General features: G+C 58.9%; 22 protein-coding genes. 14 read left to right on the top strand and 8 right to left on the bottom strand.

Annotated elements, in window-relative coordinates:
• Positions 1-169 precede the first annotated feature (169 nt).
• Both BBBR_RS06295 and BBBR_RS06290 read right to left on the bottom strand, forming a co-directional pair.
• Positions 170-1,177 (bottom strand): lipid II:glycine glycyltransferase FemX, encoded by a 1,008-nt coding sequence (locus BBBR_RS06295; protein WP_032738322.1) that lies wholly within the window; start codon positions 1,175-1,177, stop codon positions 170-172.
• Between the two features lie 60 nt (positions 1,178-1,237).
• Positions 1,238-2,785, bottom strand: a complete 1,548-nt coding sequence (locus tag BBBR_RS06290) for a UDP-N-acetylmuramoyl-L-alanyl-D-glutamate--2,6-diaminopimelate ligase (RefSeq protein WP_003830586.1) — start codon at positions 2,783-2,785, stop codon at positions 1,238-1,240.
• 150 nt (positions 2,786-2,935) lie between these two features.
• Here BBBR_RS06290 and BBBR_RS06285 point away from each other — a divergent pair, with 150 nt between their 5' ends.
• The gene (locus BBBR_RS06285; protein ID WP_003830587.1) at positions 2,936-3,697 is read left to right on the top strand and encodes a sigma-70 family RNA polymerase sigma factor; all 762 of its coding nucleotides are present in this window, start codon (positions 2,936-2,938) and stop codon (positions 3,695-3,697) included.
• A complete protein-coding gene (locus BBBR_RS06280; RefSeq protein ID WP_003830588.1) occupies positions 3,694-4,002 on the top strand; it encodes a hypothetical protein in 309 nt (102 codons plus the stop codon). The genes BBBR_RS06285 and BBBR_RS06280 overlap by 4 nt, the downstream gene beginning before the upstream one ends.
• A gap of 74 nt (positions 4,003-4,076) precedes the next feature.
• Here the strand turns inward: BBBR_RS06280 and BBBR_RS11370 are convergent, their stop codons facing one another.
• From BBBR_RS11370 to BBBR_RS06270, 3 genes are all read right to left on the bottom strand, one after another.
• Positions 4,077-4,151 (bottom strand): 50S ribosomal protein bL37, encoded by a 75-nt coding sequence (locus tag BBBR_RS11370; protein ID WP_003817083.1) that lies wholly within the window; start codon positions 4,149-4,151, stop codon positions 4,077-4,079.
• Positions 4,152-4,257: 106 nt separating this feature from the next.
• Entirely contained in the window at positions 4,258-5,202 is a 945-nt protein-coding gene (locus BBBR_RS06275) for an aldose 1-epimerase family protein (RefSeq protein WP_003830590.1), read from the bottom strand.
• 134 nt (positions 5,203-5,336) lie between these two features.
• Positions 5,337-6,293: an aldose 1-epimerase family protein gene (locus BBBR_RS06270; protein WP_003830591.1), complete on the bottom strand. Its 957-nt coding sequence runs from the start codon at positions 6,291-6,293 to the stop codon at positions 5,337-5,339.
• A 291-nt stretch (positions 6,294-6,584) separates the two neighbouring features.
• Here BBBR_RS06270 and BBBR_RS06265 point away from each other — a divergent pair, with 291 nt between their 5' ends.
• Positions 6,585-7,577 (top strand): 4-hydroxy-3-methylbut-2-enyl diphosphate reductase, encoded by a 993-nt coding sequence (locus BBBR_RS06265; RefSeq protein WP_014483607.1) that lies wholly within the window; start codon positions 6,585-6,587, stop codon positions 7,575-7,577.
• 40 nt (positions 7,578-7,617) lie between these two features.
• Here BBBR_RS06265 and ybaK read toward each other — a convergent pair whose 3' ends face one another.
• The 3 genes from ybaK to BBBR_RS06250 form a co-directional block, all read right to left on the bottom strand.
• Complete coding sequence (ybaK, locus tag BBBR_RS06260) at positions 7,618-8,124, bottom strand: Cys-tRNA(Pro) deacylase (RefSeq protein WP_003830593.1); 507 nt, start codon at positions 8,122-8,124, stop codon at positions 7,618-7,620.
• A 93-nt stretch (positions 8,125-8,217) separates the two neighbouring features.
• A complete protein-coding gene (gap, locus tag BBBR_RS06255) occupies positions 8,218-9,276 on the bottom strand; it encodes a type I glyceraldehyde-3-phosphate dehydrogenase (RefSeq protein WP_003830594.1) in 1,059 nt (352 codons plus the stop codon).
• A gap of 234 nt (positions 9,277-9,510) precedes the next feature.
• Complete coding sequence (locus BBBR_RS06250; RefSeq protein ID WP_003830595.1) at positions 9,511-10,236, bottom strand: thiamine diphosphokinase; 726 nt, start codon at positions 10,234-10,236, stop codon at positions 9,511-9,513.
• Between the two features lie 95 nt (positions 10,237-10,331).
• Between BBBR_RS06250 and BBBR_RS06245 the strand changes: the two genes are divergently transcribed.
• From BBBR_RS06245 to nadA, 11 genes are all read left to right on the top strand, one after another.
• Positions 10,332-10,904 (top strand): hypothetical protein, encoded by a 573-nt coding sequence (locus BBBR_RS06245; RefSeq protein WP_003830596.1) that lies wholly within the window; start codon positions 10,332-10,334, stop codon positions 10,902-10,904.
• A 298-nt stretch (positions 10,905-11,202) separates the two neighbouring features.
• Positions 11,203-11,988: a translation initiation factor IF-3 gene (infC, locus tag BBBR_RS06240; protein ID WP_047928382.1), complete on the top strand. Its 786-nt coding sequence runs from the start codon at positions 11,203-11,205 to the stop codon at positions 11,986-11,988.
• Complete coding sequence (gene rpmI / locus BBBR_RS06235; RefSeq protein WP_014483610.1) at positions 11,969-12,163, top strand: 50S ribosomal protein L35; 195 nt, start codon at positions 11,969-11,971, stop codon at positions 12,161-12,163. The genes infC and rpmI overlap by 20 nt, the downstream gene beginning before the upstream one ends.
• Positions 12,164-12,214: 51 nt before the next feature.
• Positions 12,215-12,598, top strand: coding sequence for a 50S ribosomal protein L20 (gene rplT, locus BBBR_RS06230; RefSeq protein WP_003830599.1), 384 nt, complete (start codon positions 12,215-12,217; stop codon positions 12,596-12,598).
• Positions 12,599-12,668: 70 nt separating this feature from the next.
• On the top strand, positions 12,669-13,823 hold the full coding sequence (locus BBBR_RS06225) for a glycerate kinase (protein WP_003830600.1): 1,155 nt from the start codon (positions 12,669-12,671) through the stop codon (positions 13,821-13,823).
• Between the two features lie 35 nt (positions 13,824-13,858).
• Entirely contained in the window at positions 13,859-14,788 is a 930-nt protein-coding gene (gene xerD, locus BBBR_RS06220) for a site-specific tyrosine recombinase XerD (RefSeq protein ID WP_003830601.1), read from the top strand.
• A 224-nt stretch (positions 14,789-15,012) separates the two neighbouring features.
• Entirely contained in the window at positions 15,013-15,852 is an 840-nt protein-coding gene (locus BBBR_RS06215; protein WP_025263063.1) for a ParA family protein, read from the top strand.
• Positions 15,852-16,703, top strand: coding sequence for a segregation and condensation protein A (locus BBBR_RS06210; protein ID WP_003830603.1), 852 nt, complete (start codon positions 15,852-15,854; stop codon positions 16,701-16,703). Before BBBR_RS06215 ends, BBBR_RS06210 begins: the two co-directional genes overlap by 1 nt.
• Before the next feature lie 12 nt (positions 16,704-16,715).
• Positions 16,716-17,390, top strand: coding sequence for an SMC-Scp complex subunit ScpB (gene scpB, locus BBBR_RS06205; RefSeq protein WP_003830604.1), 675 nt, complete (start codon positions 16,716-16,718; stop codon positions 17,388-17,390).
• A gap of 132 nt (positions 17,391-17,522) precedes the next feature.
• Positions 17,523-18,359, top strand: a complete 837-nt coding sequence (locus BBBR_RS06200; RefSeq protein WP_015438942.1) for an NUDIX hydrolase — start codon at positions 17,523-17,525, stop codon at positions 18,357-18,359.
• Positions 18,360-18,411: 52 nt separating this feature from the next.
• Positions 18,412-19,692: a quinolinate synthase NadA gene (gene nadA / locus BBBR_RS06195; protein ID WP_003830606.1), complete on the top strand. Its 1,281-nt coding sequence runs from the start codon at positions 18,412-18,414 to the stop codon at positions 19,690-19,692.
• Positions 19,693-19,718: the final 26 nt, after the last annotated feature.

Here is a 19,718-nt window from a genome sequence, read left to right as displayed (position 1 = left end):
GTTCTGGCGACAGTCAGCATAACCAGACTCTATGCGTCGATGTATTGATAACCATTGGTTATTGTGCGACGCTCACGTGGCAGAACGATTAGAATCTACCCGCCTAGAAGCTGGAGCTGTGCTGAATGTTTTCTGGATGACGATAGCTCGTCATCAGGGGGAAGCGAGCTTAGTGCCTGTCCGCGTTTGAGCCCTTACGCAGTTTCTGAATGAAGCGCAGCAGGCTGTAGAAACCGCGCTTGACCGGAATGTCATGGCCTGCCGCCACCGGAGTAATCTCCCGGGCGAACTTGGTCTTGAACTGGTTCAGTCCCTTCAAGGACGGTGCGAAGTCAGAGCCGATGCCCATCATGTCAAGGCTTTCCACGCCCTGCGCGCCCAGTGTGCAGAAGATGTGATAGAACATCTTGTCCGGCACGCGCAGGCGGCGCACGGCGGTGCTCATGCAGCCGTAGTAGTAGACGGCGCGATTGTCGTTCAAGGTAATCAGGCACCAGTTGACCACCTTGCCGTCGATACGGCTGACGAACAGGCGGCAGTGCTCAGGACCGAGCTCCTGAATCATATCCTCATAGTCCTGCTTCGGAGCCGGGGCAAAGCCGTCGCGCTTGCCGGTGTCGACCATCACGCCGTAATACTCGTCGAACGATTTGGAAGCCTGCTCGGTTTCGTCGGCGCATGTGGCCGGGCTTTCGCGCAGGGCCTTGCGCACGTTCTGACGGCCACGCGCCACCATGCGCTCAAGAATCTTGTCGTCGCCGCCGGTCAGGTCAACGATCACGGTCTGGTCATACGGTACCGTGGACAGCACGCGGTAGTAGCCTTCATCGAACCATGTATCCACGCGCAGGAACACCACCTTGCGGTCGTGGGAGCGCACGGCCTTGACCATCGCGTCGATGACCTCGCGCTCCTCATCCTGGGTGGGCTTGGTCTTCCACACCGGACCATGCAGCGAACGCAGGTAGTGGTAGCCGTGGGTCTCGTAATCGATCAGGGAGATGACCGCCACCAAATCGCCGTCGCGGCGAATAAGGTACGCGCCCCACGGGCGACGTCCCGGCACCTTGGCCTGATAGCGGCCCCAGGCTTCCGTCTGCTCAATCGGCAGTGCGATGCCTGCCTCTGCCGCGGCCTGTTCCATGGTCGGCAACGTGACGTGTTCCAGCGTAATCAATGATTGCTCCTTATCCTCTTGCTTTTCTTATTCCGATTGCGGGTTCAGATGGCTGGCTGATCAGTCGTTCAACAGTCCGAACAGTCGCTTGACCACATGGTCATCGCCCTCGTAAGGCGCGTGCTTGCCATCGACCTTGATCCAACGTTCTTCGCCCTTGCCGATGACCAGCAGAATGGTCAGCCTGTCCGCATGGGCGTGCGCATCCTCGACTGCTTTTTCGATGGCCTTCGCACGATCGAGCTCGATATCCGAGACGACTCGAGGATTGGTGATATAACCCTGCATCTCATGAAGAATATCGATCATGCGCTCGTGCACTGTGTCTTCCGCAGTCAGAATAATGCGATCCGCATAATCCTGCGCACCCTTGATGATGCCTTCACGGCGGTCCACGGCTTTATCTCCCACGGAGCCAGTGACCACGACGACACGCGGATTGCGATCCGCGTATTTATGTGTCACGAACTCGGCCAGGGTCTTCGTGCTCACATAGTTGTGCGCATAATCTACGTACGCCACCATATTGCCGGATTCATAATGTTCCATACGCCCGGGAATATGCACATGTTCCAGAGCGCGGAAAGCCTCTGAGCCAGCTGGTACGCCGACTGCACGTGACAAGGCAATGGCGGCAGCGGCGTTGGCGGCATTGAACTCGCCTTCCAGTTCCAGCGAGAAATCGCCAATAGCCTTGCCCTGCTCCTGGAACAGGTAGCCTGAGGATGCATCCGGCAGCGCGACGAAATCGGCATGCGTGCCGTGCCCGTCCGCAGCATGCAGCGCAAAAGTGGTGACCGGTACATTCGAGGCTTGAGCATCCTGCCGAATCAAATCGGCATGATCGCAGTCGGCGCCGAGCACCAGTGTGCGGCAATTGTGTGTGATCTGCCGCTTGCAATACAGATAATCCTCGAATGTGGGGTGTTCGATGGCGCTGATGTGGTCAGGGGAAATATTGAGGAATGCCCCAGCATCGAACGTCAGGCCATACACGCGCTCCACTTTGTATGCCTGGGAGGAGACTTCCATCACCAGATACCGCATGCCGTTATTCGCGGCTTCGCGCATCATGCGGAAAGCGTCCATCGACTCGGGCGTGGTCAGGTCGGATTCTGCATATGTGTGGCCGTCCAAGCAATTGTCCACCGAAGAGAACAGTGCGGCCCTGCCGCCGGAATAGGCGTTGAGCACGGCCTGCACAAAATAGGCGGTGGTCGTCTTGCCCTTGGTGCCGGTGATACCGATGACGGTCAGCTCATCCTGCGGGCGGCCATAGAACTCAGCGGACAGCAGGCTCATGGCCTTACGCGCATCATTGACGATCAGTCCAGGGGCGCGGGTGACGGCGGAATACTCGGTTTCGGCCATGTATGCGGCAAGTCCGGCCTGATCGATGTCCGTCAAGTAATCCGCCTTGAACCGGCCCTTGCAGCATAGCAGTGTGCCGGGAGTGACTTTGCGGGTGTCATAGGTGATGGCGGTGAACGGCTCGTCGGCGCCGGCGAGATCCGCTGCGTTGTCGGTCCAGCAATCGCCTTGGATGATTTCGCGGAGCAGATGATGTCGGTCGAGCAATTCGGCGGCCGCAGCCAAAGTCAAAGCCATAAATCTTTTCTCCCTATTCCTAGCCGATTAGCCATTCTACAGGGCGGTCATGCCGTGGCGTGGCTCACATGTCATCAGCCACGATATGGGCACAAGATTTGGCTAGAATGGAGAATTGTGACGACAAGCGAAGCAACAGTGCATACCGGGATGCCGGCCGAAGCCGGGGAATCCATGGCGGCTAAGCGCGCTCGTTTCGAGCAGCTCGCCATGCCCGCCGTCAACACGCTCTATCGTCAGGCCATGAGGCTGACCAACAACCCCGACGATGCGCAGGATCTGGTGCAGGATACGTTCGAGCGCGGGTTCAAGGCGTTTGATTCCTTCCAGCCTGGATCGAACTTCGAGGCATGGATGACGACCATCGAACGAAACGCGTATTTCAACCAGTACGCCAAGGCCAAACGACGTCCGCAACGCGCCAACGATTCGACCGGCGAATATGATGACTGGGACATCTACGATGCTTCTGAACATACTTCAGATGGGTTGAAATCTGCCGAACAGGAATATCTGGATGCCTTTGCTCCGGAAGAGATTATGGCTGCGCTCGCCAAATTGTCTCCAGAACGTCGGCAAGTGTTCATCGATGCCGCCATCGACGGCAAGTCCTATCAGCAGGTGGCTGACGAGCAAGGGGTGAAAATAGGCACGGTGATGAGCCGGTTGAACCGTGCACGTACTCAACTGAAACGGGAACTTGCCTCATATGCCAAGGATCGCGGATACATTACCGATTCACCATCAGCGAAGTTGGGCGAAAACGTTGGTCAAACCGTGGAACACGTCCATAATGGAACTAGTGAACATACTGTTGACAGCGATGACGCCGCGCAAACCATCACGGATACGGTAGCACGCGCTCGCATGCTTCGACAGTCTCGTAAGCCTCAGGGAAATGAGATGCGATGAACGACCAGCCGACAGAGCATACCCGTCACATCTCCATAACCCGTACTTCGTCCGATGGCACGGTCAGCCAGACGGAAGTGCACATTACTGCAGTACATCATCGTGATGATGAGACTGGAACGGCATCGGCTGACGTGCATATCGTGGCCGAGGGTGACTGTTTTGACCCCAGCACGTGTTGCGATGCGCGCGAACAGGCTCTGATTGCCGCGATGCGCGCCTACTTGCGGCCGGATGTGGCTCCTGAATGCCTCATGGCCCGTCTGAAAGCCACGCTCGACCATTGCTGCGGCGAGGACAAATGATGTGAGAGATATATATGAAAAGGCCCGTCTGATTGCTCAGACGGGCCTTTTGCGTTTATATCAAACGCGAAGAATCAGGCGTTTGGACGCTTGCCGTGGTTGGCGGCCTTCTTACGACGATCCTTGCGCTTACGTCCGCGCATGCCCATGATGGACTCCTTTGCTGCAGTAAAAAATTAAGCCTTCGGAATTATGCCACATGAGCGCGACGTTCTCAAACCGCGCGCCCATATGGCGCACATTCGGCTGATTGGTTCAGAGCTGCTCGGCCTGGAACGTGACCACAGTGGTGTAATCAGCGCCTGGTTCGAGCACGACCAGATCCTTGCCGGTACGGAATGCATCGGCGTAGGCAGTCATCGGTTCGACGGCCACACCGGGCTGACGGACTTTCTCGCCAATCTCGTTGCCGGTGCAGACCTGCCAGGAATTGATGGTCTTGTCGCCGGTCAGAGTGACCTTGATGCCATCGGGGCGGGTGAATACGGCAGAGGTGCTGCCGTCAGCACTGCGGTTGGTGATGTCGGTCCAGGCGTCATCGAAGCCGCGCCCCTCAAGGGTGGGGTTGCTGCGCAGATCGAAGATGCCGGAGACCGGCTCTTCGCCAGTGGGCAGCAGATGCTCGTCAACAGTCACGTGAGTGTCGCAATGCAGCTCGAGGCGGCATGGCTCGTTGTCGGCGGTGATGGCCGGGCCAGTGGCATGCTTGCCGTTGGCAAGCCACGGGTGAATGCCGAACGCCCACGGTGCCTTCACGGCGTCGTTGTTGTGCACGGTGAAGGTCTCCGTAAGGCCGTTCTCGTCCAACGCGTAGGTGGCGGTGATGGTGATGTCGAACGGATATCCGGCGATGTCGGGGGAGCGCCATGAGAGCGTCACATGCGATTCCTGCAGGTCCTCAAGCTCCCACATATAACGGTAGGCATAGCCGTGCAGGGAGGATTGACGGTCAAATTCGTCGATCGGCATCTGATAGTCTTCACCGTCGAAGGAGTACTGACCGTTGGTCACGCGGTTCGGGTACGGTGCCAGCACACATCCGTTGCAGCAGGGAATCACCTTGTCCGGGTCGAAGGGGACGATGATGTCTTCGCCGCGCCATTTCAGTTCGCGCAAGCTGGCGCCCAGCTCAGTGACAACGGCACTCCATTCGCCGGATGAGATGGCGTATTGGTTACCGGTGCGAGGCTTCAAAGCCATAGTGCACACTCCTTTGTGAAAGCGTATTGTTACCGCTCGCAATCGTACCGCATCAGCGTTGGGACGCGGCGTATATAGATAACAAAATTGGCTCTCCTCAATGAGGAGAGCCAATTCATAGGGCTATTTCTGGATTACTTCTGGGCTACTTCATAACGCACCACAGTGGTGTAATCACTATCGGGTGCGAGTGTCACCAGATAGTTGCCGGTGCGGAAGGCGTTGGCCGGGGCGGTCATCGGTTCGACGGCGATGCCGTACGGATGCTCGGCAAATGGAGCTCCCGTGGCGGTGTAGCACTGCCAGGCATTGATGGTTTCGTCGCCGATCAGCTTCACTTCGATACCATCAGGACGGGTGAACGTGGTAGTGGTCGTGCCATCGGCGGCGCGCTCCACATCAACCCAGGCGTCATCGAAAGCGCGGCCTTCGAGCGTCGGACCATCGTTCAGATCGTAGATGCCGGCAACAGGTTCAGTGCCGGTGGGAATCAGCGCCTCGTTCACCGTCACATGACTGGCGGCCTTGATCTGCAGATGGCAGGCGGCGGAGTCGGCATCGCGTTCGGCGGAAGTCGCGCCCTGCTCGCCGTTGGCAAGCCACGGGTGCAGGCCAAGAGCCCAAGGTGCCGGCTCGTCGCCATCATTGCGGGCATTGATGGTCACGGTCATGCCATTTTCGCCCAATTCGTAGGTCACGGTCACGGTCACATCGAACGGGTATCCGTCCAGGTTGGGGAAGCGCAGTGAAAGCGTCACGGCGCTGTCGGTGAGCGATTCGAGCTTCCACATGTAGTGGTAGGCGTATCCATGGTTCGCGTTGTTGCGCGGAGCCGGGTGATATTCGTTGACCGGAGCGCAGTAGTGCTTGCCGTTGAAATCGTATTCACCGTTTTCAATACGGTTTGGCCAAGGGGCCAGCACGTATCCGTTGCAGGTCGGGGTCAGATCGTTGACCCCGAATGGACAGAAGATTTCCTTGCCGTTGAAGTCGAACCGGCGGATTTTCGCGCCTAGCTCGCAAATCACAGCGGAGTAGTCGCCGTGGTGAATCGAATACTGGTTGCCGGTGCGTGGCGTTTTGCTCGTCATGGAATCACTCCCGTAGTGAGGATGGATGGTTCGGTAGCTCCTGCTATCGCTGGCCTCAGTCTAGCGCGTTTCCGCTGTCGAAGCGGGATTGGCGGCGGCTATGGAGTCGGCACGTGTATCAGGAAAGAGCATTGCGGGTGGTGAACGTGGCGAGTGTCACATCGTACGCGAAAAACGCGGGGATTCTTTGAAAAGATGGCGGAGCACGGGCTCTGGCACAGGAGGTTGGCAGTAACCTCCTGTAGTCCCTGCTTTACACTGGAGAACAGTGTTGACATTCAGGAGGTTCCGATGACCAAAAGTGTGGTGCTCGCCGACCCGCGCGGGTTTTGCGCTGGTGTGGATCGTGCGATTCTCACCGTGCAAACGATTCTTAAGGCTGCGGAATCGTCTGGGAAGCTCCACCGTGAGGATGGTCTGCCACCGGTGTATGTGCGTAGGCAAATCGTGCATAACAAGCATGTGGTCGAGGATTTGGCAGGCCAGGGTGCGGTATTCGTCCAAGAGTTGAGCGAGATTCCGGATGCGGCCGCTGCGGCTGGCATTCCGGTGGTGTTTTCCGCTCATGGCGTATCTCCGGTGGTGAAGTCGGAGGCTCAGCGCCGTGGTATGCACGTGGTGGACGCTACTTGCCCGCTGGTAGGCAAGGTGCATCGTGAAGTGTTGCGTTTTGTGCGCGAGGGGTATGAGATTGTCTACATCGGGCATAAAGGGCACGATGAGGCGGTTGGCGTAGTGGGGGAGAGCCCCGAGCATGTGCATCTGATTGAGCATGAATCGGATGTCGATTCGCTGGATTTTGCACCCGACACCAAGTTGGTGTTGCTTTCGCAGACGACATTGAGCGTGGATGAAACGGCCGGCACCATTGCTGCGTTGAAGGCTCGTTTTCCGTGGATTGAGGAGCCTCCGAGCTCTGATATTTGCTATGCTACGTCGAATCGTCAGGCGGCGGTGAAGTTGGTGGCCCAGCAGTCCGATTGTGTGGTGATTGTCGGATCGGCCAACTCTTCGAACTCCGTACGTCTGATGGAAGTGGCTCAGGAGGGCTTGGGCGAGCGAGGCAAGGCCTACCGCGTGGATGATGCCAACGAGCTTGATCCGTCATGGTTTGAGGGCGTGGAATCCGTGGGCATTTCCTCGGGCGCCTCCGTGCCGGATGAGTTGGTTTCCGGTGTAATTGATACTTTGCGCAATCAGGGTTTCACCGGCATGAAATCGGTGGAAACCATCAAGGAAAACATGCACTTCGTGCTGCCTGCCGAGCTGCGCCGGAAGAAATAGTCATCCTTGGCTCCCCTCTGCGAGGGGAGCCAAGACAAAGTCACCACGTGCCGATTGGCGCGGCGACGGCGTCCAACACCTTGAGCAGGTCCTGCGGATTGACGCCTACGGACAGGCCGCGCTTGCCGCCGGAGACCAGAATCTGGTCGAATTGCAATGCGCTTTCGTCTAATACGGTTTTATGATGCGTCTTCTGGCCCAAAGGCGAAATGCCGCCGACCACATAGCCGGATTCGCGCATAGCCACTTTGGGGTCGGCCATCGAGGCCTTCTTGGCGCCCGCTGCCGCGGCCAGAGCCTTCAAATCCATATGCCCGCTGACCGGCACCACGCCCACCACACGCTCCGAGCCGGTGTCCGCCATAAGCGTCTTGAACACCTGGTGTTCGTCGAAACCGAGCTTGGTGGCCGCTTCCACGCCGTAGCCATCGTCCATGTGATCGTTGGAATGCTCATATTCATAGACGTGGAATTCGACGCCCGCTTTTTCCAGCTGGACGGTCGCCGGAGTGGATCCTGCGCCTTTATCGTGCTTCTTCTTTGCCATGATTACCGTTCTACTACGAAGAGACCCCCGCACAAGGCGGGGGTCTCACAGCTTAGTTCTCAAACGAACCGTAGCGGCCTAGACCGCAGTGGTTCACTCGGAGATCTCAGCGAAGTACAGCAGGGTACGGATCATGTTGGAGGTGAAGCCGTACTCGTTGTCGTAGAAGGACACGGTGCGAGCCAGGGTCACGCCGTCAATGGTGTTGACGTCGGTCTGGGTCGGGTCGAACACGCCACCGTGGGTGTCGCCGAGGATATCGGAGGAAACGATGCCCTCATCGTTGTAGCCGTAGTAGTCGGTGTCGGAGAAGGCGGCCTTGAAGGCTTCGTTGATCTCGTCGGCGGTGGTCTCGGTGTTCAGAACGGTGGTCAGCTCGGTGACGGAGCCGTCCGGAACCTGGACGCGCTGGGCGTGGCCCTGCAGCTTGCCGTTCACGGACGGAACGACCTTGCCGATGGCCTTGGCGGCGCCGGTGGAGTGGGCGATGGTGTTGATGGCGGCGGCGCGCAGGTTGCGGCCGGTCTTGGTGCCACGCGGGCCATCGAGCAGCATCTGGGTGCCGGTGTAGGCGTGGATGGTGGTCATGAAGCCGGCCTTGATGCCGAACTTCTCGTCCAGCAGCTTGACCATGGCGGCCATGGAGTTGGTGGTGCAGGAGCCGGCGGAGACGATCACGTCGGAAGCCTTGAGGATGTCGTGGTTCACGCCGAACACGACGGTCGGGGTGGTGTCATCCTTGGCCGGGGCGGAGATCAGGACCTTCTTGGCGCCAGCGTTGATGTGAGCCTGGGACTTCTCGGCGGAGGTGTAGAAGCCGGTGCACTCGAGCACGTACTCGACACCGTCGTTCTTGACCCACGGAATGTTGTTGGCGTCCTTCTCGGCGTAGACCTTGTATTCCTTGCCGTCGACGATGATGGAGTCCTCGGTGGCTTTGACGTCAACCGGGGTGCCGTCGTCATGACGGAAGGTGCCGTGGGTGCTGTCGTACTTCAGCAGGTAAGCCAGGGTAGCCGGGGTGGTCAGATCGTTGATGGCGGCAACCTCGATGTCACCAGCCTGGCCGCCGCGAGCCTGCAGCTCGAAAATGCGACGGAAGGCGAGACGACCAATGCGACCGAAGCCGTTGATACCAATCTTAACTGTCATGTAATTCTCCCTTGTAGGGTGCCCGTGGTGCGCTCTGGCACACCGGGCCATTGTTTACCAACAGTTGCTACTGTAATGCCGACTCTGTACACATGGCAATGTCTGAGCGTGCGTTTTGAGCAAAAACGTCGTTTTTTTTGTGAGCGCTCACATTGTGGATCGCCGGCAACCGATATGCGGTTTCCCGTATTGGACCGACGGCGTGAATCCACGGAAGTTGGGGCTCACGTCCGGTCAGCGAACCAACAGCTTGGACACTTCAGTGTCCAGCTTGCCGATGCCGCCACTGAATTCATGGAAACGGCTTACCTGCGGCAATGCCACTTCGATGGGGAAGGTGACGATCAAGGTACCATGTTCCACGCTGATGGCGGCATCTATGCCGTCGCGGAACTCATTGCTGACGCCTTGCACCATTGTGTTGGTCAGCGTGCTGTCTTTGAGTTCGTATTTCAATCCTGGTTCGTTCACGCCAAGTGAAACATCGGAGTGGGAGAACGCCGACACCATTCGTCCGTCCTCGGGTACCGGGTGCGCGGGGAAGGAGAGCTTGCCATCCGTGATTGCTGTGACTATCAGTCCGTCGCCATACAGATATCCGCTTGCCCCGTGCCCAGCCAGCAAGGTCATGAGCTGAATGCCGGAAATCGTATGGTCAATGCGTCCGCCCAGACCTCCATAGACATGGAATTCGCGGCAGCCCGCCGCCCAGCCGACTTTCAAGGCGGAGAGCATGTCCGGGTCATCCTTCAGCGAGGGCAGCGTAATCGTGCGTACGTCGGTGCGGGGCGGGCGTCCTTCCAATGAGTCGAAATCGCCCACCATCACATCGGGGACGATGCCCAGCTCGCGTGTATGATCCAGTCCGCCATCGGCCGCTACCACATACGCGCCATCCGGCACCACGGGAGTTCCGGCATAGTATTCTCCGGCTCCGAAAATCACGCATACCTTACTCATATCCGACTACTGTAGCCGTTGCGCGGCCTGCGGGGAAGAAAATACTGATAGGCTACGCAACAGAACAGTAGTGATCAGGCAGGGGAACGAAGGTGATGGCACAGATTACCGAGGCTAGCGAGAGACCGATTCTCAAATCGAAGGTATTCCTCTACGTCACCGAGTTCTTCTCCGGCATGTCCGTCATGGCCGCGGAACTTGGCGCGTCCCGTCTGCTTGCGCCCTATTTCTCCAGCTCGCAGATTGTATGGACCATTATCATCGGCACCATCATGATCGCCTTGGCGTTGGGCGCGGTGTTCGGCGGGCGCTGGACCGACAAGGACCCGAACCCGGACAAGCTCTATATGCGCATTATGGTGGCCGCCGCGCTGATCCTCGGCATGGGCACCGGCACCTACGCCCGCCAGCTGAAGCAGTATTATCCGAAAATGAACATCGCCAGCGTGTTCGGCAATGGGAACATGCTGACGGCCGACGTGCCGAATACCACGAACCGCGAACTGTTCGCCAAGAAGCCGGGTTCCGGCTCCGAAGAGAACTCCATGCAGCAGGCCTCCAAGGCACTCAACCTGCGTGAGACCACTTACGAGCGAACCGGACTCATCGTCGACCATTCTCACAGACGACAAAGCGCCGGTCGAAGTGCTGGGCATGCATGCCATTGATCAAATCATCGCCGAGGAAGCCGGCCCGTATCGTCAGATTCTGAAAGATGAGGGTATTGGCGGCCTGCTGCGCGCCGTGCAGTAGGGAACCCGACACACGGCCCGTCAATGTCCGGGCATATGGTAGACTTTCCATTTGGCTTGAGAAATCAAGAAAGCGGGGCACCCCCACCTGGAAGCTTTTCAAGGCCTCGGGTTCAAGGCAAACAGCCTAGCGATTGTGCCAGATGAATGAGCACAATCAGGAATGACGATATGTCTGCGTGCATATGCGTGAATGCGTATGTTCCGGCTTGCCATGAACCATCGAGCGTTGATTGCATTTCATCAAGGAGCCCGGCCCAAGGAATTGAAGCAGAGGATTGGAGTCATCATCAGCGACGAACCACGCATTAACGACGAGATTCGCGTCCCGCAGGTACGCCTGATCGGCCCGAAGGGCGAGCAGGTGGGCGTCATCGCGACCACCGTCGCGCTGAACCTGGCCAAGGAGGCAAACCTCGATCTCGTCGAGGTGGCCCCGAACGCGAAGCCTCCGGTCGCCAAGCTCATCGATTACGGCAAGTTCAAGTACAACGAGAAGATCAAGGCTCGTGAAGCTCGTCGTAACCAGAGCACCGCGGAAATCAAGGAGATTCGTTTCCGCCTGAAGATCGACGACCACGATTTCGACGTGAAGAAGGGCCATGTGACCCGCTTCCTCAACGGAGGCGACAAGGTCAAAGTCACCATCATGTTGCGCGGTCGTGAGATCTCCCGTCCGATCGGTGGTGTGGAGCTGCTGCAGCGTCTGGCCGACGATGTCGAGGAATTCGGCACCGTTGAGTCCAAGCCGAAGCAGGAGGGTCGCAACATCATCATGACCCTCGCGCCGAAGGGCAAGAAGGTGCATACCCAGTCCGAGCAGCGCCGTCGTGGCGCCGAGTCCCGCGCCGAGCGTCAGGCTCGTCAGGCGGCTCGCCTAGCGGCCAAGCAGGAGTCGCAGGCTCAGGCCGCGGCCGATGCGAAGACCGCGATTTCTCAGAAGACTTCCGACAAGAAGCAAACCAGCAAGGAGGGCAGCAATGCCGAAGATGAAAACTAATTCCGCCGCTTCCAAGCGCGCTCGTATCACCGGCTCCGGCAAGGTGATGCAGGCCGGTTCCGCCATGCGCCACAACCTCGAGCACAAGTCCGCTCGCAAGCGTCGCGCTCTGTCCGCCGATGCCGTGCTGCGCGGTGGCCAGGCCAAGAAGCTGCACCAGCTGCTGCAGAAGTGAGCTTAGGGCTTACAGGAACAAACAAGACTTTAGAAAGCTGAGGAATAGATTATGGCACGTGTCAAGCGCGCAGTGAATGCCCACAAGAAGCGTCGCGTTGTTCTCGAGAGGGCTTCCGGCTACCGCGGCCAGCGCTCCCGCCTGTACCGCAAGGCTAAGGAACAGCTGCTGCACTCCTTTAACTACAACTTCCGCGACCGTAAGGCTCGCAAGGGTGACTTCCGCAAGCTGTGGATCCAGCGCATCAACGCTGCTGTCCGCGCTGAGGGCATCACCTACAACCGCTTCATCCAGGGCCTGCGTCTTGCCGGCATCGAGCTGGACCGTCGCGCTCTCGCCGAGCTCGCCGTCTCCGACTCGGACACCTTCAAGACCATCGTGGACGCCGCCAAGGCTGCTCTGCCTGAGGACGTCAACGCTCCGGTTGAGGCCTGAGTCTATCGACATCTGGTAAGAACCCCGCCATTGTGCGGGGTTTTCGCATATGTGGCGGTAAGGATTCGCTATGAAATTTGTGATTGCACCGGATTCATTCAAAGGATGTATGACGGCAAAGCAGGCATGCGCGGCTATTCGAGATGGTTTGCTGCGGGTGTTTCCGGATGCCGAATACGTGATGGTGCCGATGGCCGATGGCGGCGAAGGCACGGTTCGCTCTTTGGTGGATGCCACTCATGGCCGCATATGCAGTGCGCAGGTGCTCGATCCGCTGCAGCGAGAGACCTTTGCGGAATACGGCATTCTTGGGAATGCTAACGATTCCGGACTTACTGCGATAATCGAGATGTCCGCCGCGAGCGGCATTCAATTCGTCGACGAACACACCCGCAATCCGCTCGTCGCCACCACTTATGGCACAGGCCAGCTCATGAAGCACGCGCTTGATGATGGAGTCCGCACGATCATACTTGGTGTGGGAGGCTCAGCCACGAATGATGGCGGTGCAGGCATGGCAGAGGCATTGGGCGTCCGCTTCCTTGACGAACACGGCAATCCCATTCCCCGCGGTGGCGGTTTTCTTGATCGACTTGCCACGGTGGATGTGTCGGGGCTTGACCCGCGCATCGCAAACACGTGCATACTGATTGCCTCCGATGTGACTAATCCACTTGTGGGGCCGACCGGAGCCTCGGCGGTATTCGGTCCGCAGAAGGGTGCGACGCCGCAGATGGTCACCCAACTCGACAATAATCTTGCCCATTATGCGGCGGTGATCAAGGATCAACTGGGCATCGATGTGGCCCATACGCCCGGAGCCGGCGGCGCAGGCGGTCTTGGCGCGGGACTGCTCGCCTTCACCCAGTCCACGATGCGTGCCGGCGTGGATATCGTCTCTTCCACGGTCCGTCTTGTCGAGCGCGCCGAAGGCGCCGACTACTGCTTCACCGGCGAAGGCGGCATTGACTTTCAGACGAAATTCGGCAAAACGCCGATGGGAGTGGCCAAGGCGGTGCGAGAGCGTAATCCGCATATCGGTGTGGTCGCTTTTGCCGGACATGTGGGCGAAGGCATCGACCAACTCTATGACGTGGGTGTCGATGCGGTGTTCGGCATTGTTCCCGGTGCCATGCCATTGAACGAGGCCATTGCCGATGGGCCAAGGAATCTCATTCGCGCGGCGGAAAACGTCGGACGTCTGATACGTCTCGGACGGCGTTGAGGCCGGCACAGAACGATGGCGTAATATGAGCCGTTATGGGCGTTGACGGATTCGGCACACTGCGGGAGCAGTTCCTCGTGCATATCGGCATCGAACGGGGACTCGCCAAAGCCACCGTCTCCGCCTACGAATCCGACCTCAATAAATATGTCGCCTGGCTTCAGACCCATGGCATCACCAAGCCGGATGATATAGCCAAACAGGATGTCGAGGACTATATCGCCGCACTTGATGCGGACGGGGAATCCGCGCGATCCAAGGCCCGCCGATTGGCCTCCATCCACGAATTTCACCGTTTTGCCTTGGCCCAGCATGCGGTATCGGCGGATGTGGCCGCTTCGGTCAAAGCCCCCAAAGGGGCCAGTGTGTTGCCGGACGTGTTGAGCGTTGACGAGGTGTCCCGGCTGCTGGATGCCGCAGCCGTCGGCGGTTCCACCGACCCGGTGGTGTTGCGGGACAAGGCCCTTCTCGAATTCATGTACGCCACCGGATGCCGCGTCTCGGAGGCCGTGGGCACGAATCTGGACGACATCGACCTTGAGGAGAAGGTCGTCCGATTGATGGGCAAGGGGTCCAAGCAACGGCTGGTGCCGTTGGGCAGTTATGCCCGTAACTCAGTCGTGGCGTATCTCAACGCGGGTCGAGGCGAGCTGGAACGCAGATCAACGGCCAAAGTCCCTGAACGTCGAGCGCTGTTTCTGAACAAGCGAGGCAAACGCATCTCACGCCAATCGGTATGGGAAATCGTCAAAACAGCGGGGGGGCGGGCCGACATCACCAAGCCGCTGCATCCGCATACGCTGCGGCATTCGTTCGCCACTCATCTGATTCAGGGCGGTGCGGACGTGCGCACCGTACAGGAACTGCTGGGCCATGCCAGCGTCACCACCACGCAGATATATACGCACGTGAGTCCCGAGGCTCTGATCGAAACGTATCTCACCGCGCATCCCAGAGCGCGTTAGCGGCGATGAGACGGATTGTTTCGGCATACTGGCGTGGCGCGATGTGGTAACGGTGGCAGCGAACGGATAAGAGTAGGCTAGTCGGGAGAAATCAGAGTTTGATGGAAGGTTCAGGCATGGCAGATCGTCGCGGCAGCAGCACATTCCGCCAAGGTACGTTGCCGATGGACGAAACGTATGTCGCTGCACCATCTCGGAACACGGATATTGATAAGGTAGACGATATGCCTACCGATTTTCTTGGACGTGAATACGAAACCTTCCCGGCTCCCGAACCGTTGCAGCAGCACGGTCCGGCTCGAGTCATTGCCATGTGCAACCAGAAGGGCGGTGTGGGTAAGACCACGAGTTCCATTAACATCGCCGGAGCTTTGGCACAGTATGGCCGCCGAGTGCTTATCGTCGACTTTGATCCGCAAGGTGCCGCCACCGTGGGCTTGGGCATCAATGCGAATGCCGTGGAGAGCACCATTTACACCGCATTGTTCGATATGTCTGTGGATCCCCATGATGTGGTGCAGCACACCGCGTTCGACAACATCGATGTGATTCCTGCAAACATTGACTTGTCGGCGGCCGAAGTCCAGCTGGTCACCGAGGTGGGCCGAGAACAGATTCTCAACGGTGTGCTGCGCAAGCTCAAGGCCGAATACGATGTCATCATCGTGGATTGCCAGCCTTCGCTTGGCCTGCTCACGGTGAACGCCCTGGCCGCAGCCGATGGCGTGATCATTCCGGTGGCCGCCGAATTCTTTGCCCTTCGTGGCGTGGCTCTGCTCATGCAGTCCATCGAGAAGGTCCAGTCCCGCATCAATCCCGCGTTGGAGGTCTACGGCGTGCTGGTGACCATGTACACCAACACCCTCCACTGCGAGGAAGTATGCCAGCGTATCTATGAGGCGTTCGAGAACAAGGTGTTCCACACGTTCATCTCCCGATCCATCAAGTTGCCTGACTCCAGTGTGGCTGCGGCCCCCATCGTTATCTACGCCCCCGGGCATAAGACCGCCAAGGAATACCGCGAGGTGGCCCGCGAGCTCGTGTCTCGCGGCATTGTGGCCTGATGAGCGAAACTCTCGTAAGCCAGCAGGAGGAAGTCGAGGCCGCCATAGGCTCCGGCTTCCAGGTGAATCTTGAGGTCTATTCCGGGCCGTTCGATGCGTTGCTCGGCATGATCGCCAACAACAAGCTCGAACTGACCGAGGTTTCGCTCTCCTCAATCACCGAGGAATTCCTGGCTTATGTGCGTGGCCTTGACTTCACGAAGAACATGGACGAGGCCAGTGCGTTCCTGGATGTTGCTTCGATTCTGGTGGAGGCCAAAAGCGTGGCCATCCTGCCCGGTGGCGAGGAGAATCAGCATGACGAGCAGAGTCTCGAGGCACTGCGCGAACGCGATCTGCTGTTCGCTCGCCTGATTCAGTACCGCGCCTACAAGCAGGCGGCCGGCGATTTCCGCGCGCGATTCGCCGCCAATTCCGGGCGGTTCCCCCACCCGGCTTATATGGATGAGGGCATACAGGCCATGCTGCCCGAGCTCGTGTGGACGCTCACGCCCGCGGAACTGGCGAAACTCGCCGCACAGGTGATCGCCAATGCACCGGCCTCCGAGGTGTCGGTTCACCAACTGCATGTGCCGTTGGTCGATTTGCGGGCGCAATCCGTGGTGGTGCGTGACCGATTGCGCAAGGCTTTGGAATCTGGTAGTCAATCGATGTCATTTAGCGAGCTGACCCAGGATTGCGCATCCCGTATCGAGGTGGTTGCCCGGTTCATGGCCGTGCTGGTGTTCTTCAAACAAGGTGTGCTGCAATATCGGCAGAATGGGCCGTTCGAGGAGCTGCATCTGCGATGGGTCGCCGGTGTGGATGATGCCATGAGCGACGTGAACATTTCCGAAGGTGATTTTGCGTAAGAGAGGTGACCGATGAGCGAGCGCAACGAATATGACGAACATAATGGGCAGACGGAAGTAGCGGAGCAGTCGCGTCCCGAATATGTGGACTTTACCGTCGATGATTTTCCCGGCGGGCTGGCTGCATGTCTGGAGGCCATTCTTATGGTCGCCGACCAGCCACAGACTGTAGAGGATATGGCCCGTGTGCTGGTGGTGGATGAGAGCGACGTAGAAGATGCATTGCAGGCACTGCGTGCCGAATATGAGGGTGATGCGGCTCGTGGCATTCGCCCGCGAGGATTTGAACTGCGTCATACCGCACGAGGATGGCAGTTCGCTAACCGCGCCGAATTCGAGCCGGTCGTCTCCGCGTTCGTCACCGATGGGCAGACCGCGCGGCTGAGCCAGGCGGCTTTGGAGGCGCTGGCTATTGTGGCTTATCGGCAGCCGGTCACCCGTGCGCAGGTGGCGGCAATCCGTGGCGTCAACTCCGATGGCGTGATTCGCTCGCTCGCCGTGCGAGGCCTTATCGCAGAGAACGGCATGGACCCCGATTCCCGTGCGGCGCTGCTGGTCACGTCCGAGTTCTTCCTGGACCAGATGGGACTCAATAGCCTTGATGAGTTGCCATCGTTGGCCCCGTTCCTGCCGTCTGTGGCGGAAATGACAAGACCCGGCGAATCAGACGAGGAGCCGGTTTCCTGACAGCACGGTCTGCGGTAATGCAGACCGTTTTTGTTACTGTTCTCGCATATATTGTGACTTATAGTCATTATGACTATAAGTAGTGCTATGCTGTCTGACCAGAAAGAATATTTCACTGGAAAGAGGCAAGGCATGGGATTCGGCAATGTGTCGGAGCGCCGCAGTGCACCACCGCAGGTTGGTGTGTCCGTGGTGATCTTGGCGCTTGGCCCTGATGACATGCCCGAACATGGCGCAACGCAAGCCGAATCTGCTGAGACCGGAGCTGGAACACCTCATTCCCGTCTGTGGTTGCCGTTGGTCAAGCGAGTCCGTCAGCCTTTCCTCGGCACTTGGGCTCTGCCCGGAGGCGACCTGAGGTCCGATTGGTCGCTGGAACAGTCCGCTTACTCCGCATTGGAGTCAACTACTGCGCTGCATCCTCGCTACCTCGAGCAGCTGTACACCTTTGGCGGGCCAGAGCGCTCCCATGGTGGATTGCCGATGGTCTCCGTCGTGTACTGGGCGCTCGTAGGCCAGGCCGAGGCCGCGCATTTCGAGGATGGCGATAATGTGCGCTGGTTCCCCGAGGATGAGCTGCCGCCGTTGGCTTTCGACCATCGCGAGATTATCGACTACGCACTGCTTCGGTTGCGCTCCAAAATCGAATACTCTGACGTGGCCACCCGTCTGCTCGGTCCCACCTTCACTTTGCGGCAGTTGCACGGCGTATACGAGGCCATCGCCGGAGAAAGCCTTGATTTGGCGAATTTCCGTCGCAAAATGCTCTCCTCCGGCGATCTTGAAGACACCGGTGAGAAAGTGCGTGAAGGCCGTCAGCGGCCGGCAGCCGTGTACCGATATGTGCCTCAGCTACCTGCCCATACCGGAACGCCGCATGAATTCGACGGCAGTGGCATTGCGGCAATGGCCAAGCGCAACGAACGCAAGGATGTGCTTGCTGCATTGAGCCCATCCGCACAGATTTGATTTTTGCCATGCCTGCAGGCACGGCGCATAGACGTTACAGAAAGGAACCACTATGACCGCATCATTCATTGCGCCCTCCGTTGACGAGATCATCGCCAAGCTGGGCGCGCAAAGCACCTGCGATGCAGGACTGACCCAGGATCCGTGGCATTTCGACACCACCGCACCCAGCTACGGTCCCGGTGCCTCGATGCTCGACCGTCTGCCCGCCAACGCGCCGCGCCAGCAGGTGCTGCCGGACGAATACCGCAAGGCCTCCGACGAGGAACTGCAGCAGCGCATCACCGACGCCAAGCAGCGTCTTGGCTCTAAACTGCTGATCCTCGGCCACTTCTACCAGCGTGATGAGATTATCAAGCATGCCGACTTTGTGGGTGATTCCTTCCAGCTGGCCAAGAACGCCACCGAACGCCCGGACGCCGACCATATCGTGTTCTGCGGCGTGCACTTCATGGCTGAAACCGCCGATATCCTCTCCACCCCCGAGCAGAGTGTGACCCTGCCTAACCTGTCCGCCGGCTGCTCCATGGCCGACATGGCAAACATCGACCAGGTGCAGGAATGCTGGGATCAGCTCGGCGAGATCTGCGGCACCGAGCCGGATTCCGATGGTCGTCAGCAGATTATCCCGGTCACCTATATGAACTCCTCCGCGGCGCTGAAGGCATTCTGCGGACGCAACGGCGGCATCGTGTGCACGTCCTCCAATGCGCACGCCGTACTGGAATGGGCGTTCGCGCGCGGCAAGCGCGTGCTGTTCTTCCCTGACCAGCACCTTGGCCGCAACACCGCCCGCGCCATGGGCGTTCCGCTGAGCGAGATGCCGCTGTGGGATCCATTCAAGGCTCAGGGCGGTGCCTCCGACCCGGCCGATTACGCCCGAGCCAAGATGATTTTGTGGAAGGGCTTCTGCTCCGTGCACCAGCGTTTCACCGTCGAACAGATCGAGCGTGCACGTAAGGCATACCCGGGCGTCAAGGTGATTGTGCACCCCGAATGCTCGATGCAGGTGGTCGACGCCGCCGACGGCACTGGCTCCACCGCATACATCGTCAAGGAGATCGCCAACGCGCCCGCCGGTTCCGCCATCGCCGTGGGCACCGAAATCAACTTGGTGAACCGTCTGGCCGCGCAGTACCCGGACAAGACCGTGTTCTGCCTGGACCCGGTGGTCTGCCCGTGCTCCACGATGTACCGTATCCACCCGGCCTATCTGGCCTGGGCGCTGGAAAACCTCGAACAGGGCAATGTGGTCAACCGTATCATCGTGGATGACAACACCGCCCGCGAAGCCAAGGTGGCATTGGAGCGCATGCTGCGCGTTCACCCGTGACCTCTCTCCAGCTCCCGCCAGCGGGA

This window comes from Bifidobacterium breve DSM 20213 = JCM 1192, assembly GCF_001025175.1.
Lineage (GTDB): Bacteria > Actinomycetota > Actinomycetes > Actinomycetales > Bifidobacteriaceae > Bifidobacterium > Bifidobacterium breve.
This window is presented reverse-complemented; position numbering and strand designations above follow the sequence as displayed.

What these genes read in the sequence shown, in the direction of transcription:
- xerD (WP_003830601.1), top strand. Translation starts at nt 13,859, where the DNA reads ATGGGCGTTGACGGATTCGGCACACTGCGGGAGCAGTTCCTCGTGCAT.
- BBBR_RS06250 (WP_003830595.1), bottom strand. Translation starts at nt 10,236, where the DNA reads ATGAGTAAGGTATGCGTGATTTTCGGAGCCGGAGAATACTATGCCGGA.
- BBBR_RS06275 (WP_003830590.1), bottom strand. Translation starts at nt 5,202, where the DNA reads ATGGCTTTGAAGCCTCGCACCGGTAACCAATACGCCATCTCATCCGGC.
- ybaK (WP_003830593.1), bottom strand. Translation starts at nt 8,124, where the DNA reads ATGGCAAAGAAGAAGCACGATAAAGGCGCAGGATCCACTCCGGCGACC.
- BBBR_RS06285 (WP_003830587.1), top strand. Translation starts at nt 2,936, where the DNA reads ATGCCGGCCGAAGCCGGGGAATCCATGGCGGCTAAGCGCGCTCGTTTC.
- BBBR_RS06270 (WP_003830591.1), bottom strand. Translation starts at nt 6,293, where the DNA reads ATGACGAGCAAAACGCCACGCACCGGCAACCAGTATTCGATTCACCAC.
- scpB (WP_003830604.1), top strand. Translation starts at nt 16,716, where the DNA reads ATGAGCGAGCGCAACGAATATGACGAACATAATGGGCAGACGGAAGTA.
- BBBR_RS06225 (WP_003830600.1), top strand. Translation starts at nt 12,669, where the DNA reads ATGAAATTTGTGATTGCACCGGATTCATTCAAAGGATGTATGACGGCA.
- BBBR_RS06265 (WP_014483607.1), top strand. Translation starts at nt 6,585, where the DNA reads ATGACCAAAAGTGTGGTGCTCGCCGACCCGCGCGGGTTTTGCGCTGGT.
- nadA (WP_003830606.1), top strand. Translation starts at nt 18,412, where the DNA reads ATGACCGCATCATTCATTGCGCCCTCCGTTGACGAGATCATCGCCAAG.
- gap (WP_003830594.1), bottom strand. Translation starts at nt 9,276, where the DNA reads ATGACAGTTAAGATTGGTATCAACGGCTTCGGTCGCATTGGTCGTCTC.
- BBBR_RS06200 (WP_015438942.1), top strand. Translation starts at nt 17,523, where the DNA reads ATGGGATTCGGCAATGTGTCGGAGCGCCGCAGTGCACCACCGCAGGTT.
- BBBR_RS06215 (WP_025263063.1), top strand. Translation starts at nt 15,013, where the DNA reads ATGCCTACCGATTTTCTTGGACGTGAATACGAAACCTTCCCGGCTCCC.
- BBBR_RS06245 (WP_003830596.1), top strand. Translation starts at nt 10,332, where the DNA reads ATGGCACAGATTACCGAGGCTAGCGAGAGACCGATTCTCAAATCGAAG.
- rplT (WP_003830599.1), top strand. Translation starts at nt 12,215, where the DNA reads ATGGCACGTGTCAAGCGCGCAGTGAATGCCCACAAGAAGCGTCGCGTT.
- infC (WP_047928382.1), top strand. Translation starts at nt 11,203, where the DNA reads ATGAACCATCGAGCGTTGATTGCATTTCATCAAGGAGCCCGGCCCAAG.
- rpmI (WP_014483610.1), top strand. Translation starts at nt 11,969, where the DNA reads ATGCCGAAGATGAAAACTAATTCCGCCGCTTCCAAGCGCGCTCGTATC.
- BBBR_RS06290 (WP_003830586.1), bottom strand. Translation starts at nt 2,785, where the DNA reads ATGGCTTTGACTTTGGCTGCGGCCGCCGAATTGCTCGACCGACATCAT.
- BBBR_RS06280 (WP_003830588.1), top strand. Translation starts at nt 3,694, where the DNA reads ATGAACGACCAGCCGACAGAGCATACCCGTCACATCTCCATAACCCGT.
- BBBR_RS06210 (WP_003830603.1), top strand. Translation starts at nt 15,852, where the DNA reads ATGAGCGAAACTCTCGTAAGCCAGCAGGAGGAAGTCGAGGCCGCCATA.